The sequence below is a fragment of the Halopseudomonas salina genome, assembly GCF_008641105.1.
The window spans coordinates 279,005-295,912 of sequence record NZ_VTTI01000003.1; the positions used below are offsets into that span (position 1 = coordinate 279,005).

Sequence of the window (16,908 nt, forward strand, 5' to 3'; positions counted from 1 at the left end):
ACACTATGCAAGATGATATTGACATCGCACCCTGGTATAAACAGTTCTGGCCGTGGTTTTTGATCGGCATCCTGGTCTTCGCGGTCGTGATCGGACTGGGATTGCTGTTCATCTCCATTGCATACCAGGACAGTATGGTGCGCGACAACTACTACAAGGAAGGTCGTGCGATAAACATGCATCTTGGCCGGGACAAGATGGCCAGCGATCTTGATTTGGCCGCTTCTTTCACCATCGACGAGATGACCGGCGAAGTCAGCCTGACACTGACAGGCGATCTTCCGTCACAGCCGTCGGCCCTGCAGTTCGACCTGATTTCGCCCTCCCACGCTGACCGCGACAGGGTAATCGTGCTCAACAGAGTCGCCGAGAATGCATACGCAGGCCAGATGCCCGAGCGTATCGAGGGTCGGCATTATGTTGACCTGAGTGACCCTGCGCGCCCCGGCGAGGCCGGCTGGAGATTGACTGACGAGGTCTTTCTGGCCAGCGACCGCACTTATCAGCTCGACACTAAATGATCCATGGCCGAGCCCTGCTACCACTGCGGTGAACCGGTACCTGCCGGTTCACACTGGCAATGCCGCATTCTGGGCGAAACGCGTCCGATGTGTTGTCCAGGCTGCCAGGCAGTGGCCGAGGCGATAGTGGCTGGCGGGCTGGATTCCTACTATCGGCACCGCACCGAAATCTCGGCCAACCCCCAGGCACTGCCCCAGGCGGTTCAGGAGGAGCTCGAGCTTCTTGACCGGCCGGACGTGCAGGCACGCTATGTGCAAACTGATGGCTCCGAACAGCAAATTCAGCTACTGATTGATGGGATCAGTTGTGCGGCCTGCGGCTGGTTGATCGAAAAGCGGCTGATCCAGTTGCCTGGCGTGACTGACGCGACCTTGAATCTGGGCAACCACCGACTGACCCTGCGCTGGGACGCCTCACAGGCCCGGCTTTCCACCCTCCTTGCCGAAATCAAACGTATTGGCTATGCCGCCCAGCCGTGGGAGCAGGACAAGGCAAGCGAGCAGATTGCGGCCGAAAACCGCCGTTATTTGCGACGCCTGGGCCTCGCCGGCCTGATGTTCATGCAAGTCATGATGGCCACCATGGCGCTGTACGAAGAGTTCAATCAGGATCTGACCGAAGACATGGCCATCATCCTTCGCTGGGTGAGCCTTCTGATGACAACACCTGTGGTCTTCTACAGCTGCGTGCCCTTCTTCCAGGGGGCGTGGCGGGACCTTAACAACCGTCGCCTGAGCATGGACGTATCTGTGTCCCTGGCTATCGGCGGCGCCTACCTGGCCGGCATATGGGCCACGGTCACCAATACCGGAGAGATCTATTTCGACTCGGTTACCATGTTTGCGTTTTTCCTGCTGGCCGGTCGCTATCTTGAGCGCCGCGCCAGGCAACGTACGGTAGAAAGCACCGCCCGATTGGTGAGCCTGCTACCGCCCAGCGCAGTGCGCATTGACGGTGCGGGCCAGCCAGAGCGCATCATGCTCGATGAGGTCCGTCCTGGGGATCTGCTTGATGTGCGTCCCGGCGAGAGCATTCCAGCTGATGGCGTTATTGTCGATGGCATCAGCAGCATCGACGAGTCGGCGCTCTCAGGCGAATACATGCCGCTGGCTAAAAGACAGGGCGACAACGTTACCGCCGGAACCCTCAATGTGGAAAGCCCCCTGCGCATCCGTGTTGACGCAGTCGGCGACAAGACCCGGCTATCGGCTATTGTCCAACTACTCGAGCGCGCCCAATCCGACAAGCCCCGGCTGGGTCGCCTGGCCGATCAGGTGGCACAATACTTCCTGCTCGTGGTGCTGAGCGCCGCCGTCATTGTTGGCGGTTTGTGGTGGTGGACTGTCAATGGCGAAACAGCTTTCTGGATTGTGCTCGCCATGTTGGTGGCTACCTGCCCATGCGCACTATCACTGGCCACTCCGACCGCCCTGACCACAGCGACGGGTAGCCTTCAGAAGCTCGGGTTATTGATCACCCGTGGTCACGTACTGGAAGGCCTCACTCGTATTGATACCGTTGTGCTCGACAAGACCGGGACCCTGACCGAAGGGCGCATGACGCTGGAGCGCGTCGAGCCGTTCCCCGGGGAGATGACCGAGCAGGTCCTGGAGCTGGCCCAGCGCCTCGAAGCCCGTTCCGAACACCCAATAGCCCGCGCCTTTGGCCGCACGACTGGTCAGGCAGATTCCATTGTCAGCCATCCCGGCCGAGGCCTGGAAGGCCGTTGTGACGGAAGGTTACTGCGTATCGGCAAGCCCGACTATGTGGCCGAGATCAGCAACAAGACCGCCCCTGCTCTACCTGATCAGCCAGGCCAGTGGCTATTACTCGGCGATACAAACGGCCCCCTGGGCTGGTTTGTTCTCAACGACCGGGTACGACATGACGCGGCCCAGCTTATCCGCAGTCTGCTCGATCGCAGAATGCGCGTGATACTGCTGTCGGGCGACTATCCCCACGTAGTGGATGCGATGGCCGAGCGGCTGGGCATCCCCGAGGCTATCGGCAATGCCAGCCCCGCCGACAAGCTGGCTTTTGTGCAGCAATTGCAAGCTAATGGCGCGCGGCTGCTGATGCTTGGCGATGGCGTCAACGATGTACCGGTACTGGCCAGTGCCGATATATCCATTGCCATGGGTGAAGCATCAGACCTGGCCAAGACCAGTGCCGACGCCGTGTTGCTCAGCAGCCAGTTGGGTGTGCTGCTGCGCTCAATGGACATGGCTAGCCGCACCCGCCGTATCATGCTGCAAAACCTGTTCTGGGCCAGTGCCTACAATGCCAGCATATTGCCACTGGCCGCGCTGGGCATGGTGACGCCGGCGTGGGCAGCCATCGGCATGTCGGCAAGCTCGCTGCTGGTTGTTCTCAACGCCTTACGCCTTACCCGAATCAAGTCGTTGCCGACAGTCCGGACGCCAGAGCCGGACATGCAGGAGTCCGTGGCATGACCGTACTCTATATTCTGATTCCAATCGCTGTGGTGCTGGTCATCGTTGCCATCTGGGTATTTACCTGGGCGGTCAATACCGGCCAGTACGACGACCTGGACGGGCCGGCGCACAGCATCCTGTTCGACGATGAGGATCCGGCTCACCTGGAAGCCCGCAAGCAGGTTCAGGAGCCGGAGGAGCACGAAACACCAACCCGGGAGCAGAACCAGATGCAAAACCGGGACGACCCATCGGAGCCACGTTCTTGACCGCTGAATTACTACCCCTGTTCCTGACGGCCCTGGCCCTGGGCCTGCTTGGCGGTGGCCATTGCATCGGCATGTGCGGCGGACTGATGGGCGCGCTGACCATGAGCATACCGGCTCAGCAACGCAAGGGTTGGACCCTGTGGCGAATTCTGCTGGGCTACAATATGGGCCGCATCATCAGCTATGCGGCTGCGGGTGCGCTGGTGGGGAGTCTTGGCTGGTTGGCACAGGATCTTGGGCTGGGTATGGCTCTGCGCACCATTGCCGGTCTGCTGATGATCGCCATGGGACTCTATCTGGCCAACTGGTGGTCCGGCCTGACTCGCATAGAACACGTTGGCCGCGGTCTATGGCGGCATATCGAGCCACACGCCCGCAAGCTCCTGCCGGTAAGCACAGCGCCGCGGGCATTGGCCCTCGGCACCCTGTGGGGCTGGTTGCCCTGTGGCCTCGTATATAGCACCCTGATCTGGGCGAGCAGCCATGGTAATGGCTTGCTCTCGGCTGCGCTGATGCTGACATTTGGCCTGGGTACCTTACCTACCCTTCTGGCTACCGGCCTTATGGCTGAGCGCATGTTGGCTGTCCTGCGTAATCGCAGTGTGCGTGTTACCGCCGCAATACTGGTAATCCTTTTCGGCGTCTGGACGCTACCCGGCCCCCACAAGGCCTGGTTGATGGGGCATATGAATCAACCGACCTCCTCCCAGGAAGCATCTGAGACCGATATGCACCATCACTGAGATACGACTACAAACAGCAGGCTCACTGATTTGCATCTCGAAGCATGGAACAAGCCGCATCCATGATGTAACCTTGCGTGACAGTTCCTGGCCAATCAGGTAGTGATATGAGTAATTCCATCCGCCTTCGTCCCCTTCCTGAAGCACACTGCAACGACTGCACCTTGTCCGGCATGTGCCTGCCCCTGGCGTTACAGACCGAGGAGCTGAACATCCTTGACGAGATCGTCAAACGTGGAAGGCCGCTGAAGAAAGGCGAACTGCTGTTTCGACAGGGCGACCCTTTTACCTCCATTTATGCATTGCGCTCCGGTGCGCTGAAGACCTTCAGCGTTTCCGATACCGGCGATGAACAGATTACCGGCTTCCACCTGGCCAGTGAAATGATCGGGCTGTCCGGCATGGATGATCAGCAATACCCCGTTTCCGCAGTTGCGCTGGAGACAACTTCAGTCTGCGAGATCCCATTCGAAAAGCTCGATGATCTGACCGCCGTCATGCCCCAGTTGCGCAAACAGGTCATGCGGATCATGAGCAGGGAAATACGTGAAGATCAGCAGATGATGCTGCTGTTATCCAAGAAGACGGCCGATGAGCGGATAGCGACTCTGTTGATCAATATGTCAGCCCGTTTTCGCGCCCGCGGCTATTCGGCACGTGCCTTTCGCCTGGCCATGTCGCGTAACGAGATTGGCAACTACCTGGGCCTGGCGGTCGAAACGGTGTCCCGGGTCTTCACCCGTTTTCAGCAACAGGGACTGATCGCCGCAGAAGGCAAGAATATCGAAATTCTCGAACATACCGAGCTCTGCGCGCTTGCTGGCGGCGACCGCGAGTAAGCTATGAATCAGGATAAACCGCATGATTTTTGACGAATACACCATCAAGTCCCTGGTGCGCCCGGTTCCGGACTTCCCGAAAGCAGGCGTAACCTTCCGCGACATTACACCCCTGTACCGCTCGCCCAAGGCAATGCGTATGGTCGCTGATAGCCTTATTCAGCGTTACGTGGAATCCCCCGTCACCCACATTGGCGCCATTGATGCGCGGGGCTTCCTGTTGGGTGCGGTTATCGCCTACGAGCTTAACAAGCCATTGATCCTGTTTCGCAAAGTCGGCAAGTTGCCCGGTGATACACTGAAAGATACCTACGCTACCGAATACAGCAAGGCCGAGCTGGAGATCCAGAGTGATTCGTTTGCAGGGGGTGAGCAGGTGCTGCTGCTAGACGATCTGATCGCTACCGGTGGCACCTTCCTGGCGGCCGCCCGACTGGTCAAACAGCTAGGCGCCTCCGTATACGAAGCCGCCGCGATAATTGACCTCCCTGATCTGGGCGGCTCACGCAAGATGCAGGATGCGGACATTCCTACCTACAGCCTGTGCGCGTTTGCCGATAACGAGTAGATAGCAATTCCCGATTGCTTACATTGACCTGAGGCGGTTTGCCCTCCGCGACCACGTGTGCAGAATCAACATGAAAAACAGTCTCGAGTTACAACACTCCTGGCGTCAGCGTCTGGGCGCCTGGATTGCGCAAAACCGTATACAGAACATCATCATGGCGCTGATTCTGGTCAACGCTGTGGTGCTGGGGCTGGAGACCTCGGACTACATGATGCAGCACTGGGGCCGGCCGCTGAGAACCGTCGACACCGTCATTCTGAGCATTTTCGTTATCGAAATCGCGCTGCGTTTTGTTGCCCACGGCTGGCGCCTGCTGCGCGATCCCTGGGGCTTGTTCGATACCTTGGTGATTCTGATCGCGCTGGTTCCGGCCAGCGGACCTCTGGCCGTATTGCGCGCCTTGCGCGTGTTGCGGGTTTTGCGTCTTATAACCGTCGTGCCAAGCATGAAAATTGTGGTGCAGTCATTACTCACCTCCCTGCCCGGCCTGGGTAGCATTGTTGCGCTGCTCGGCCTGATCTTTTATGTAGCCGGTGTTATTGCCACGCAACTGTTCGGGGATGCCTTCCCGGAGTGGTTCGGTACCCTCGGTGCAAGCCTCTACACCCTCTTCCAGATCATGACGCTGGAAAGCTGGTCGATGGGCATAGTGCGACCAGTGATGGAGGTACATCCCTACGCCTGGCTGTATTTTATTCCCTTCATTCTGATCGCTACATTCATGATGCTGAATCTGTTCATCGCCGTGATAGTCGATGCCATACAGACCCAGCGTGAACTGATTGCTGCCAGTAAAATGGCCAAGGAAGGCAAGACACTAACGCCTAATCACGTTGAGGATCCCCATCACAGCTCACTATCGGGCACCAACCAGCAGCTCCTGATGCAGGAAGTTCAGGAGATGCGGGCAGAACTGAAAGAGCTGCGTGTGCTGTTGCGGGAACGTTGATGGGATGGGCCGCCAGCATTTCTGGACCCCAGGGTCCAGTTTGCTTATGATCAGCCAACAATAAAAATCGATATGTCTGCCTTGATAGCCAGGCACTACGATACCGCTGTTCAAGGAGCGCTTGGCATGGTCAGTCCCGTGTTGCCACAAGATACCCGCCTGCTACTGATCGATGACCACCACATTTATCTGGACGGCCTGACACTGACATTGCAGAACCTGTGTCCGGGCGTAACTCTAGACCACGCCCACACTGGCGCAGAAGCCGAGAGACAGGTACGGGCCAACGCCTATGACCTGGTACTGCTGGACCTGCAGCTACCGGACAGCAGCGGCCTCGCTCTACTGCAGAAACTACACAAGCTTGACTCTCTGGTGCCTATTGCGATTCTGACCGCCAGCAACAGCCCCAGTGACCTTGATGCCGCCATGCACCTCGGTGCTGCGGGCTTTATCAGCAAGACGGCCGACGGTGCCATGCTTCTTGAGGCCGTCACCCGGCTGCTGTTCGGTGAGCAAGTGGTGATCGGCAACGGGACCCAACCGCTGGACCGCCAAGGTTCGGCCAGAGAGGTTGGCGTTACCCCCCGGCAGCTTGAAATCCTTGATCTGCTGGCCGAAGGACTGCCTAACAAGGTGATCTGCCAGCGCCTGAACCTGTCAGAAGACACCGTCAAGACACATCTCAAGGCCCTGTTCAACACGCTTGGCTGTCACAATCGTACCGAGTGCGTCAGCACAGCCCGTAAGCTCGGTCTGGTCAGTTTCTAGGACCACCATCGGGCTGAGCTGGCTGGAGTAATTGCTGAATCGCTCGTCTTAGCCGCGCTGGCAATACCGGCTTGTTGATCACCTCGATATCAGAGAGTCTCGCCTGCTCGTTAACTTCGTCACTGGTGTCTGCAGTAACCAGTAGTGCCGGCCCGTTGTGGCCATGGGACGCGCGAAGCGCACGTATGAGTGCTATGCCATCACGTGCACCTTCCAGCCGGTAATCACTGATCAGCAGGTCCAGACTCTCTGGCTCTATATTTTCCAGCGCCTCTTCGGCGCTGCTATAGCTGGTGATTTCGCACCCCCACTGACGGAGCAGGGTTTCCATTGCCTCCTGATTGATAAGATCGTTTTCAACCAGTGCAATTCGTCCGCCGAGTTTTTCTTGCAAACTCCGACTTGGCGTAACGACGGTCTCCACCCAGTCGCCGGTCGGTACCTCGATCCAGAAATTAGCGCCTTCGTCGGGCGCAGACCGCAGTCCCGAGGGATACTCCAGCAGATGAATCAGCTGGCGGCATATCGACAGACCCAGGCCTACTCCCTTTTCCAGGGTACGTGCAGGATTGCGCAACTGGGTAAACTCCTCGAAGATCCGGTCCTGCTCGGCTTCGGTCATTCCCCGGCCGTTGTCTACCACCGCCAGACGTATGCGGTCCTCGACACGAAACACCTGGATCTTCACCTCGGTAGCTTCGGAATGCAGCAATGCATTATTGAGAAAGTTGCGCACCAGTCTCTCCAATAACAGGGGGTCACTGGTCACAGCAATGCGCGGTGGGCATTCAAGGTCGATCACCACTCCCCGCTCCTCGGCACTCACCTCAAGGGTACCCAGGATCCGCTGTAACCAGGGATAGAGGTTGAACTCACGCAATTGCGGCCTGACCATGCCGACACTCAAGCGGGAAATATCCAGAAGAGAGTTGAGCATTGCCTGAAGCAGATGCGTCGAGTCGGCCAGACGCTTGACCGTTAGTCTTACCGGAGGGTCGCTGATGCGTTCATCCAGATGCTGAATGAACAACGACATCGCATGCAGAGGTTGACGTAGGTCATGACTGGCGGTGGCAAGGAATCGCGTCTTGCCCTGGCTTTCCCGTTCAGCCCTGGTTCTGGCAGCATCCAGCAGTCGCTCATTGAGAAAGGCGCTACGCATCATGTATTCGTATATGTAGGCGCCCAGACTGCCGATCAACGTAAAGCAGGTCAGAAACAGCGCATTGCCAATGATGAGGGTGCGCCCACTGCCGACCATGTATTCGCCCCACAGGTATCCAATCACGATGGCCCAGCAGGAGACCACCGCATGCCGGGCCGGCAGCCCTAATAGAAAGAACCCCGAGAGCAGCACCAGATACAGCCCGTCGTGTGTCACCGGCACGCTCAACTGGGCAAGACGGCTCACACCGATGATCATGGCGACCATCCACCCTGCACAGACCAGACCCACCGAGGCAACGATAAAGGCATTGCGTGTTGGCACCCGGCCAGGCCGGTTGGAATACCAGAGGCAGAACATCACAACCAGAATCATGAATAGCCTGACCGGCACCGTGTAGTAATGAACGTATTCAGGCAGATAGGCGAAGTCTATCCAGATAAAAATCAGCATGAAGCCAATGCTGGAAAAACCCACCAGCCAGACCCGCCTGCACATTTTTTCATGAAGATAAGCCTGGAACGCGGGCTCGAACTGCTTGCTGAACCGCAGTCCGGCGAAGCGTCGCTGTTGAGCAAGCAGCGCGGGCTCGTCGATGGGTGCAGCGGGGGAAGTTATCGGGTCGGAAGCCATATTGTTATCCGTTATGTGGCACTACTTGATGTCATTTTTATATCATTGTGCGATATAGGGACAAGATGAATAACTAAATCATTTTAAAAACAATACATTACTTTGAACTTTTGCAGCTATGCTGCAAATAGGAACATGATCTGAAGGTGAATTTGTGACAGCAAGCCTTACTCTGACACATGAATGTATCACCCCGGCCGAGCAACCTCCGAGCCTCGGCAACACCATCAATATTCTGGCCCTGTCATCACCCGGCCTGTTACGAGAAGCAGTAATCCGGCCGACGCTGAATTACCTTGGTATCGCTTCGCGTGCGGCCGAGAATCTGCTTTTGGGTACCTTGCTGGCTACTACATCCCTACCCGCCCACAAACAGGCACAGGGCGGGATAGGCCCTTATGGCATATGTACTCAATTACACACCCGGATCTGGGATGACTATCTGGCGAGCAATCCCGACCAGGCAAGCCTTATCCGCGGCCTCGCCAGCCAGCGTTGCTTTCTGCACAACCCCCATGCCGAGCTCGGCTACAATTTCGCGTATGCCACTGCAATTGCCTGGTTGATCTATCATCAGCAACTGACTGAGCTGGAGGATGACATGGATATTGATGAGCTCGCACTTATCTGGGAGACCCGATACCCGCACCGCGGAGCTCTCAGTAGTGACTTTTTGGCGAGTTGGAACCGGGTTCGTGATGAAGAGTCTCTAGCCTTGGTCTGACTGCCCCACGCAGGTAATCCACGCCATCTCGTGCTGATCAATAACACACCATCAGGTATCAGCACGCAGGTTGACCCTGATGCGCCCGCCGCTCATTGTAGGTTGCCTTACAAGGCACATCAGGAGTTCGTCATGCCCCAATCAGACGCTATCAATCGCCAGATACTACTTGCTTCACGTCCGGTCGGCGCCCCAGGCCCGGACAATTTCAAACTGATTGAAAGTCCCGTACCTCGTCCTGCAGCAGGACAAATGCTGCTTCGGGCCCTGTGGATGTCACTGGACCCCTATATGCGTGGTCGGATGAGCGATGCGAAATCCTATGCCGACCCTGTTCCCGTGGGCGGTGTAATGACCTGCGCCTCGGTCTGCCGGGTTCAGGAGTCCAATCTTGATGGATATGCCAAAGGTGACCTGGTCATGTCTTTTACCGCCGGCTGGCAGGATTATTCTGTCTCTGACGGCGCCATGGTTTTCAAGCTTGATCCGAATATGCAAAACCCATCCCAGGCGCTTGGTGTACTGGGCATGCCCGGCTTCACCGGGTATATGGGGCTGATGGACATCGGACGGCCAAAAAAGGGTGAAACTGTAGTCGTTGCGGCGGCCACCGGGCCGGTTGGCACCGTTGTTGGCCAGGTGGCAAAGCTTCAGGGTTGCCGCGTGGTGGGTATTGCCGGGGGCGCCGAGAAGTGTGCCTACGCTGTGGACGAGCTCGGCTTTGATGCCTGCCTTGACCACAAGCAGAACAATCTCAATGACGAGTTGGCCAAGGCATGCCCGGACGGCATCGATGTGTACTTCGAAAATGTCGGAGGCAAGGTCTTTGACGCGGTGATGCCGCTGCTCAATGCCCATGCGCGCGTTCCCGTTTGCGGTCTGATCGCTCAGTACAATGCAACCGAAGCGCCCAGTGGGCCAGACCGGATGCCGCAACTGATGCGCCTGCTGCTCAGCCAACGGATTCGCATGCAGGGCTTCATCATCTTCGATAACTACGGTCCACATTTCCCCGAATTTCTCCGGGTAATGACACCCTGGGTTGCCGAAGGCAAGGTGCGCGTCCGTGAAGATCAGGTTGAAGGTCTGGAAAACGCGCCGCAAGCGTTCATGGGTCTGCTTGAGGGCAAGAACTTCGGCAAGCTGGTGGTCAAGATTGCTGATAAGTAAAACAGAAAACTGAGCACAGCCTTGGCGAGCGGGCCGGGAGTCATTACCCTGTAGCCAGGCTCGCCAGGAAACAACCATGACCCCCGCAACCAAAGCGCTGGACAAAGCCGGTATCGATTACCGGCTGCACCGCTACGACCATGATCCTGCAGCACAATCCTACGGTACAGAAGCCGCTGACAAGCTAGGCTTGGATCCCGCGCGGGTGTTCAAAACGCTCCTGGCCAGCGCCGAAACAGGGGAGCTACTGGTTGCAGTGGTGCCCGTCACTGGCAGTCTGGACCTGAAAGCCCTGGCTGGCGCCGCGGGAGTAAAGAAAACCGCCATGGCCGATCCCGCGGCAGCTCAACGCAGTACCGGCTACCTGCTTGGTGGAATCAGCCCGCTGGGCCAGAAGAAACGCCTGCGGACCTTTATCGACAACAGTGCAGAGCAATGGCCTACTGTGTACGTCAGTGGTGGCCGTCGCGGCCTTGAGATCGAACTTGCCGCGCAGCATCTGACCTTGCAGACCCAGGCGAAGGTCTGTCCGATTGCCCGCTTGGCGGGCGCAGCGGACAGCCACCCCACACAATCATAACAACCGCACAAGAACGGGAGCACCGCATTCATGGGTCAGCTTATCCTCGCCATCGACCAGGGCACCACGAGCAGCAGAGCAATCATTTTCAATGCTCAGGGCCAGCCTGAAACAGTCGTCCAGACCGAGTTCAAACAATATTTCCCGCAGGATGGCTGGGTTGAACATGACGGCGAGGAAATCTGGTCGAGCACCCTGGATGTCTGTCGCCAGGTGCTGAAAAAGGCCGGCTTGCAAGCACAGGATATCAGCGCCATTGGCATTACCAACCAACGCGAAACAACCCTGCTATGGGACGCTGAGAGCGGAGAGCTGTTATACCATGCGATCGTCTGGCAGGACCGGCGCACCGCCGATTTTTGTCACGCTCTCAAGCAAGCCGGTCACGAACCCATGGTGACCGAGCGCACCGGCCTGATCATCGACCCCTACTTTTCTGGCACCAAATTGCGCTGGCTGCTGGACAATGTCGAGGGAGCCCGTGATCGCGCGCAGGCGGGCAAGCTACGCTTTGGCACCGTCGACAGTTTCCTCCTCTGGCGCCTGACTGGCGGTAAGGTACATCGCACCGATGCCAGTAATGCATCGCGCACACTGATGTTCAATATCCATACCCAGCAATGGGATGCAGACATACTCGCGCTGCTGGACATTCCCGCCAGCCTGCTGCCAGAGGTAATGGATTGCGCGGCAGATTTCGGACACACCGATGCCAATTTGCTGGGCGCCAGCATTCCAGTCGCAGGCATGGCCGGTGACCAGCAAGCAGCATTGATCGGCCAGGCCTGCTTTGAACCGGGCATGGTCAAGAGCACCTATGGCACAGGCTGCTTTATGGTCATGAATACCGGCAATGTGCCGGTAACCTCCCGCAACCGGTTGCTGACAACAGTTGGCTATCGTATCCAGGGGAAAACCACCTACGCCCTGGAGGGCAGTATCTTTGTCGCGGGCGCAGCCGTGCAGTGGCTGCGCGATGGTCTGAAACTGATACAGCATGCCGGCGAGACGGAGGCGATGGCAGAGGAGACCGGTGACCAGTGCGGGGTCTATCTTGTACCGGCATTCACAGGATTGGGAGCCCCCTATTGGGACCCGAAGGCACGCGGCGCGATATTCGGTCTGACGCGCGATACCGGTATTGCGGAGATCGTTACCGCAGGCTTGCAGTCAGTATGCTTCCAGACACGCGACCTGCTTGACGCGATGACTGCCGACGGCGCCAACAGCACGGCAGCTTTACGGGTCGACGGTGGAATGGTGGTAAACAACTGGGTAATCCAGGCACTGTCCAATATTCTGGGTGTTCCTGTGGACAGGCCGCGCGTGACCGAGACGACTGCGCTAGGGGTAGCCTACCTCGCGGGTTTACAGATAGGCCTTTACCAGAATCTCGAGGAAATCGCCGAGCACTGGCAATGCGAACGGGCCTTCACCCCTGCCATGCCGGAAGCCAAACGCAATGAGCTTTATCGCGGCTGGCTGGATGCTATCAGGCGAGTTCGCGATTAGCACCGAGGCACCAATAAGGGCAACTCAGCTCAGAGCTCCCCTTTGCCATTGTTGGTGCCGGTCAGTGTCAGCTCGCCGGTGTGATCGCCGTCCGATTCCGATCTGTTCGGATTGTCTGAAGGGTGCCTGTCAACAAACCCATGATGTTCACGCGCGTCAGCGAACAGACTCCAGGCAGAGATGAACAGGGCCGCGATCATCGGCCCAATGACAAAACCGTTGATGCCAACCAACACCAGCCCGCCAATGGTCGAGATCAGGATCACGTAGTCCGGCAACTTGACGCTCTTGCCTACCAGAATGGGACGCAACAGATTATCCGCCAGCCCTATCACTATCACGCCGTAGGCAGTGAGTATCAGCGCCGGTACAAACTCCCCTGAAGCAAGATAGTAGATGGCCACAGGCCCCCAGATCAGGCCCGCGCCAACCGCTGGCAGAAGCGAAAGCACAGCCATGACAGCACCCCAGAGCAGTGCTCCTTCAAGACCCAGGATCCAGAAAATGACACCACCCAGCGCGCCCTGAACGAGCGCTACCAGCACGTTGCCCTTCACAGTGGCACGCACCACGGCGGTAAACCGGGCCAGAAGATGCTGCTTGTAGGGATCACCCAGGGGGATCGCCCTGCGCACCTCTTCAGCCAGGCGGGGACCGTCGCGCAGGAGAAAGAACAGCAGGTAGAGCATGACGAAGAAGCTGATTACAAACTGAAAGGTACCCTGACCAAGACTGAACATCCGGCTCGCAATTTGCTGCCCACCGCCCTCACCCATTTTAGAGAGCTGCTCCTGAACATTGGAAAAATCGGTCAGCCCGAAACGCGCCAGCAGATTCTGCAGGACCTGGGGCAAAGCGTTGACAACCTGCTCAAAATAGCTCGCCAGGTCCATATCGCCGGAACTGACCCGCTCATAAAGGTCCCTGCCCTCCTGTACCAGCATGCCGGTCAGAAGACCAACCGGAAGTATGACCATGAGCAGTATGATCAACACCGACAATAGCGCTGCCAGGGTTCGTCTTCCGTGAAACAGTTGCGCCAGGCATCGCTGCATTGGCCGGAACAGGATTGCCAGAATCGTCGCCCAGAATACCGCGCTGTAGAAAGGCAACAGCAGCCATACGAAAGCAACAGACACCAGTGCCAACAGCACAATAAAACTCTTCTCTTCCATTCTGGCATTGCGCATGGGTGTTCCGTCCTTTGCACTGGGGAGACTGGGTTCAGCCTATGAGAACGCAATTTAGCCACTGTGTTCCATCGCCTTCCACAAGAAAAACCAATCAGTGCGGTAACCCAGGGCCATGACCTACACTATAGGCAAATCACCGTACTGCGCCGCCGCGCGCCAGAGTTTTCGCTCACCGATACAAGCAGGACGGTCCATGAGTTATTTCCAGCGAATTTATCGCACGCTCAATCCAGCAAGAAAACCCGATCTGGAGCTCGCCTTCCGACACAATGCCGAGCACCTGCCGACCCTCTGGCTTATCGGCAAGACCGGAGCCGGCAAGTCGACCCTGATCCAGGCCGTCACCGGGCTTAGTGACATAGAGGTGGGACGGGGGTTTCGGCCCTGCACCAAGACAGCTACCCGTTATGACTTTCCTGCCACCACCCCGGTGCTTACTTTCATCGACACCCGCGGCCTCGCGGAAGCCGGCTACGACCCCACAGAGGACATCAAAGCCTGCGAAGGCAACAGCCACGCGCTGGTCGTCGTTATGCGCGCAGACGATCCGGAGCAGTCGGAGTTATTGGCAGCGCTGAAGCAGATCAGGCAATCGGGCAGAATCCGTAATGCATTGCTGGTGCATACCGGAATCGACCTGCTCGAAAACACCCGAGAAAGAGACAAATGCATAGCGCTCAATCAGGGCAATGTCGAGAAAGTCTGGGGTGAAATCGAGAGCGCCCCGGTGGATCTTGTCGGCCGGGACGGCCAACCGATCGGTATGGACGGTCTGGTCGAGAAACTCGCGCAGTTTCTGCCCATCGTTGCCGAACTGTTTGAGCAACGGGACAAGCAGTCGGCCGAGGAAGCCAACTTCCGCAAACTGAAAACCGAAATCATGTGGTACGCCGGCGCCGCCGGGGCGACCAACGCGGTACCCATCGTGGGTCTGGTTTCAGTGCCAGCGATACAGACCAAGATGTTGCACAGCCTTGCCAATCAGTACGGCCTGGAATGGAACAAACGTCTGCTGACCGAGCTGGGGAGCACCCTGGGGATGGGGTTCGGCGTGCAATATGCCTCCCGCCTGGGGCTACAACAGCTGATCAAGCTGATACCCGTGTATGGTCAGACCATAGGCGCCGCCTCCGCCGCCGTTACCAGCTATGGCGTGACTTACGCCCTGGGCCGCGTGGGCTGTATCTATTTCTTCAACAAGGCTTGCGGCAAGACCACCTCACCCGAGGAACTCAAGGCAACCTACCGCAAGGCCTTCGAACACATCATGCCAGTGGCCAGAGATGAAGCTGAAAACAACCTTTAACGCCTGGCGCGCGGCAGTCAGTTTTTCCGACCGGCTTAAGCCGTTCATGCTGATCGTCATACTGCCTCCGCTGTTGCTGCTCGCATGCTTCGGGCTGTACGCCATCATTCGCTACAACTACATTCTGACGTTTGTCGGGTTGCTGGGCCTTCTTACCCTGGCAGCGATGCTGCCGGTGATATTCCTGCGCAGGCGCAGAAATAAGGCTCCGCCGCCCGTTGATGACGCCCTTGTAGAGGCCATGGAAACCCCCGACTACTGGACGCCCCGGGACCGCCAGGCTCAATTGGCAGTGCTGCCGATGGTAAGCGAGTTGGCTGCGACCAATCCAAGCTGGCGCTCCATGTATGATGTCTCGCTGGTACTGGCCCAGGGCGTGGCCACCCACTACGGGCAAGGCAAGCGGCACGCTGAATGGGCATTCTCCCCGGTGGCCCTGCTGGCGATTGCCGAGCGACTCACGCAACGCTACCGACGCACGCTGAAGGAAAACGTGCCTGGCATAGACCACCTGAAAATTTCCCACATGTTCTGGCTCGAAGAGAAAAGCGACCAGTTTGCCCCGGCATTGAAACTGGTCAGCATCTACCGCAAGGTCCGTCTGCTCACTCCCGAAGGCCTGCTCGCCGAGCTGGGTAGCCAGGCCATCGGCCAGTCATTCGAGGGCCTGAGTGACGAGATGCAGCTTAAACTCAAGCGTCTACTGTTACTCGAGGTACTGCGCGCGGCGATCGATCTGTATGGCGGACATTTCCGCTTCGAAGATGACGAACTGACAGTCAGCGCCACCACATTGAAAGACGATACCCGCACCGCGGAAAAACCCGAACCCATCCGTATCTGCCTGCTTGGCCAGGTTGGTGCCGGCAAATCATCGGTGATCAACGCATTGACCGAAGGCTGGAACGCAGAAACCAGCGCCCTGCCTTCCACTGACCGCGGCCTGGTGTATGAGTGCAAGGTCGACGGCATTCCCTTTCTAAGACTGCTCGATCTGCCGGGGCTGAATGGCGACCCTAAAGTCGAGAAAATACTTTTCGAAGAGATGGTGCAATCTGACATGGTGCTCTGGGTGCTCCGCGCCAACCAGCCCGCACGCAAGCTGGACCAGGTATTCGGCGACCACTTTCGGGCCTGGGAGAGCAAGCACCTTCATCGTCAGGCGCCTACCATCATTGGTCTGCTCAATCAGGTCGACCGTCTGGGTAATCCCAACGACTGGGATCCGCCCTACGAGCTATCCGGTGAAAGCGATAAGGAAGCACTGATTCGTGAAGCTCTTGCGTTCAACAAGGAAGTGCTGGGCCTAGAGGATATTATTCCCCTTTGCGTGTCGCCTGACCGCGAGCAATACAACGTCGAGGCCCTGCGTGATTTGTTGAAGGCAAAGTATGGCAAGGCGCTGAACGTGCAGCTCAATCGTCGTAGGCGAGAAACCAGCGGCTTCTCTGCCGCACGGGAATGGAAGCGTATGCGCAAGGCGGCGGGGGCCGTTTTGTCCTTGATGAACAAGGACAAGGAGCGATAGC

At 57.7% G+C, this 16,908-nt stretch carries 16 protein-coding genes; 14 read left to right on the forward strand and 2 right to left on the reverse strand.

Annotated elements, in window-relative coordinates; all coding sequences use genetic code 11:
- The first annotated feature begins 5 nt into the window (after positions 1 to 5).
- The 8 genes from FZF01_RS06610 (at position 6) to FZF01_RS06645 (ending at position 7,096) form a co-directional block, all read left to right on the forward strand.
- Positions 6 to 521 (forward strand): FixH family protein, encoded by a 516-nt coding sequence (locus tag FZF01_RS06610; RefSeq protein WP_150277350.1) that lies wholly within the window; start codon positions 6 to 8, stop codon positions 519 to 521.
- Positions 522 to 524: 3 nt separating this feature from the next.
- On the forward strand, positions 525 to 2,975 hold the full coding sequence (locus FZF01_RS06615; protein WP_150277351.1) for a heavy metal translocating P-type ATPase: 2,451 nt from the start codon (positions 525 to 527) through the stop codon (positions 2,973 to 2,975).
- On the forward strand, positions 2,972 to 3,226 hold the full coding sequence (gene ccoS, locus FZF01_RS06620; protein WP_150277352.1) for a cbb3-type cytochrome oxidase assembly protein CcoS: 255 nt from the start codon (positions 2,972 to 2,974) through the stop codon (positions 3,224 to 3,226). The genes FZF01_RS06615 and ccoS overlap by 4 nt, the downstream gene beginning before the upstream one ends.
- Complete coding sequence (locus tag FZF01_RS06625) at positions 3,223 to 3,969, forward strand: sulfite exporter TauE/SafE family protein (RefSeq protein WP_223825423.1); 747 nt, start codon at positions 3,223 to 3,225, stop codon at positions 3,967 to 3,969. Before ccoS ends, FZF01_RS06625 begins: the two co-directional genes overlap by 4 nt.
- Positions 3,970 to 4,076: 107 nt before the next feature.
- Positions 4,077 to 4,808, forward strand: coding sequence for a fumarate/nitrate reduction transcriptional regulator Fnr (gene fnr, locus FZF01_RS06630; RefSeq protein WP_150277353.1), 732 nt, complete (start codon positions 4,077 to 4,079; stop codon positions 4,806 to 4,808).
- A 22-nt stretch (positions 4,809 to 4,830) separates the two neighbouring features.
- The gene (locus tag FZF01_RS06635) at positions 4,831 to 5,376 is read left to right on the forward strand and encodes an adenine phosphoribosyltransferase (RefSeq protein WP_150277354.1); all 546 of its coding nucleotides are present in this window, start codon (positions 4,831 to 4,833) and stop codon (positions 5,374 to 5,376) included.
- 70 nt (positions 5,377 to 5,446) lie between these two features.
- Positions 5,447 to 6,325: an ion transporter gene (locus FZF01_RS06640; RefSeq protein WP_150277355.1), complete on the forward strand. Its 879-nt coding sequence runs from the start codon at positions 5,447 to 5,449 to the stop codon at positions 6,323 to 6,325.
- A 126-nt stretch (positions 6,326 to 6,451) separates the two neighbouring features.
- Entirely contained in the window at positions 6,452 to 7,096 is a 645-nt protein-coding gene (locus tag FZF01_RS06645) for a response regulator transcription factor (RefSeq protein ID WP_150277356.1), read from the forward strand.
- Here FZF01_RS06645 and FZF01_RS06650 read toward each other — a convergent pair.
- On the reverse strand, positions 7,086 to 8,894 hold the full coding sequence (locus FZF01_RS06650) for a hybrid sensor histidine kinase/response regulator (RefSeq protein WP_150277357.1): 1,809 nt from the start codon (positions 8,892 to 8,894) through the stop codon (positions 7,086 to 7,088). The two genes, FZF01_RS06645 and FZF01_RS06650, sit on opposite strands and share 11 nt — an antisense overlap.
- 154 nt (positions 8,895 to 9,048) lie before the next feature.
- Here FZF01_RS06650 and FZF01_RS06655 point away from each other — a divergent pair, with 154 nt between their 5' ends.
- The 4 genes from FZF01_RS06655 to glpK all read left to right on the forward strand — a co-directional run bounded on the left by FZF01_RS06655 (position 9,049) and on the right by glpK (position 12,880).
- Positions 9,049 to 9,618: a hypothetical protein gene (locus FZF01_RS06655; RefSeq protein ID WP_150277358.1), complete on the forward strand. Its 570-nt coding sequence runs from the start codon at positions 9,049 to 9,051 to the stop codon at positions 9,616 to 9,618.
- Between the two features lie 132 nt (positions 9,619 to 9,750).
- Positions 9,751 to 10,788 (forward strand): NADP-dependent oxidoreductase, encoded by a 1,038-nt coding sequence (locus FZF01_RS06660; protein WP_150277359.1) that lies wholly within the window; start codon positions 9,751 to 9,753, stop codon positions 10,786 to 10,788.
- Positions 10,789 to 10,864: 76 nt separating this feature from the next.
- The gene (ybaK, locus tag FZF01_RS06665) at positions 10,865 to 11,368 is read left to right on the forward strand and encodes a Cys-tRNA(Pro) deacylase (RefSeq protein ID WP_150277360.1); all 504 of its coding nucleotides are present in this window, start codon (positions 10,865 to 10,867) and stop codon (positions 11,366 to 11,368) included.
- A gap of 30 nt (positions 11,369 to 11,398) precedes the next feature.
- Complete coding sequence (gene glpK, locus FZF01_RS06670; protein WP_150277361.1) at positions 11,399 to 12,880, forward strand: glycerol kinase GlpK; 1,482 nt, start codon at positions 11,399 to 11,401, stop codon at positions 12,878 to 12,880.
- Between the two features lie 29 nt (positions 12,881 to 12,909).
- On the opposite strand, the gene FZF01_RS06675 is transcribed toward glpK, so the two are convergent.
- Positions 12,910 to 14,070: an AI-2E family transporter gene (locus FZF01_RS06675; RefSeq protein ID WP_150277362.1), complete on the reverse strand. Its 1,161-nt coding sequence runs from the start codon at positions 14,068 to 14,070 to the stop codon at positions 12,910 to 12,912.
- A gap of 196 nt (positions 14,071 to 14,266) precedes the next feature.
- Here FZF01_RS06675 and FZF01_RS06680 point away from each other — a divergent pair, with 196 nt between their 5' ends.
- On the forward strand, positions 14,267 to 15,379 hold the full coding sequence (locus tag FZF01_RS06680) for a YcjF family protein (protein ID WP_150277363.1): 1,113 nt from the start codon (positions 14,267 to 14,269) through the stop codon (positions 15,377 to 15,379).
- Positions 15,357 to 16,907: a GTPase family protein gene (locus FZF01_RS06685; protein ID WP_150277364.1), complete on the forward strand. Its 1,551-nt coding sequence runs from the start codon at positions 15,357 to 15,359 to the stop codon at positions 16,905 to 16,907. The genes FZF01_RS06680 and FZF01_RS06685 overlap by 23 nt, the downstream gene beginning before the upstream one ends.
- Position 16,908 lies beyond the last annotated feature (1 nt).

What these genes read in the sequence shown, in the direction of transcription:
- FZF01_RS06610 (WP_150277350.1), top strand. Translation starts at nt 6, where the DNA reads ATGCAAGATGATATTGACATCGCACCCTGGTATAAACAGTTCTGGCCG.
- FZF01_RS06615 (WP_150277351.1), top strand. Translation starts at nt 525, where the DNA reads ATGGCCGAGCCCTGCTACCACTGCGGTGAACCGGTACCTGCCGGTTCA.
- ccoS (WP_150277352.1), top strand. Translation starts at nt 2,972, where the DNA reads ATGACCGTACTCTATATTCTGATTCCAATCGCTGTGGTGCTGGTCATC.
- fnr (WP_150277353.1), top strand. Translation starts at nt 4,077, where the DNA reads ATGAGTAATTCCATCCGCCTTCGTCCCCTTCCTGAAGCACACTGCAAC.
- FZF01_RS06635 (WP_150277354.1), top strand. Translation starts at nt 4,831, where the DNA reads ATGATTTTTGACGAATACACCATCAAGTCCCTGGTGCGCCCGGTTCCG.
- FZF01_RS06640 (WP_150277355.1), top strand. Translation starts at nt 5,447, where the DNA reads ATGAAAAACAGTCTCGAGTTACAACACTCCTGGCGTCAGCGTCTGGGC.
- FZF01_RS06645 (WP_150277356.1), top strand. Translation starts at nt 6,452, where the DNA reads ATGGTCAGTCCCGTGTTGCCACAAGATACCCGCCTGCTACTGATCGAT.
- FZF01_RS06650 (WP_150277357.1), bottom strand. Translation starts at nt 8,894, where the DNA reads ATGGCTTCCGACCCGATAACTTCCCCCGCTGCACCCATCGACGAGCCC.
- FZF01_RS06660 (WP_150277359.1), top strand. Translation starts at nt 9,751, where the DNA reads ATGCCCCAATCAGACGCTATCAATCGCCAGATACTACTTGCTTCACGT.
- ybaK (WP_150277360.1), top strand. Translation starts at nt 10,865, where the DNA reads ATGACCCCCGCAACCAAAGCGCTGGACAAAGCCGGTATCGATTACCGG.
- glpK (WP_150277361.1), top strand. Translation starts at nt 11,399, where the DNA reads ATGGGTCAGCTTATCCTCGCCATCGACCAGGGCACCACGAGCAGCAGA.
- FZF01_RS06675 (WP_150277362.1), bottom strand. Translation starts at nt 14,070, where the DNA reads ATGCGCAATGCCAGAATGGAAGAGAAGAGTTTTATTGTGCTGTTGGCA.
- FZF01_RS06680 (WP_150277363.1), top strand. Translation starts at nt 14,267, where the DNA reads ATGAGTTATTTCCAGCGAATTTATCGCACGCTCAATCCAGCAAGAAAA.
- FZF01_RS06685 (WP_150277364.1), top strand. Translation starts at nt 15,357, where the DNA reads ATGAAGCTGAAAACAACCTTTAACGCCTGGCGCGCGGCAGTCAGTTTT.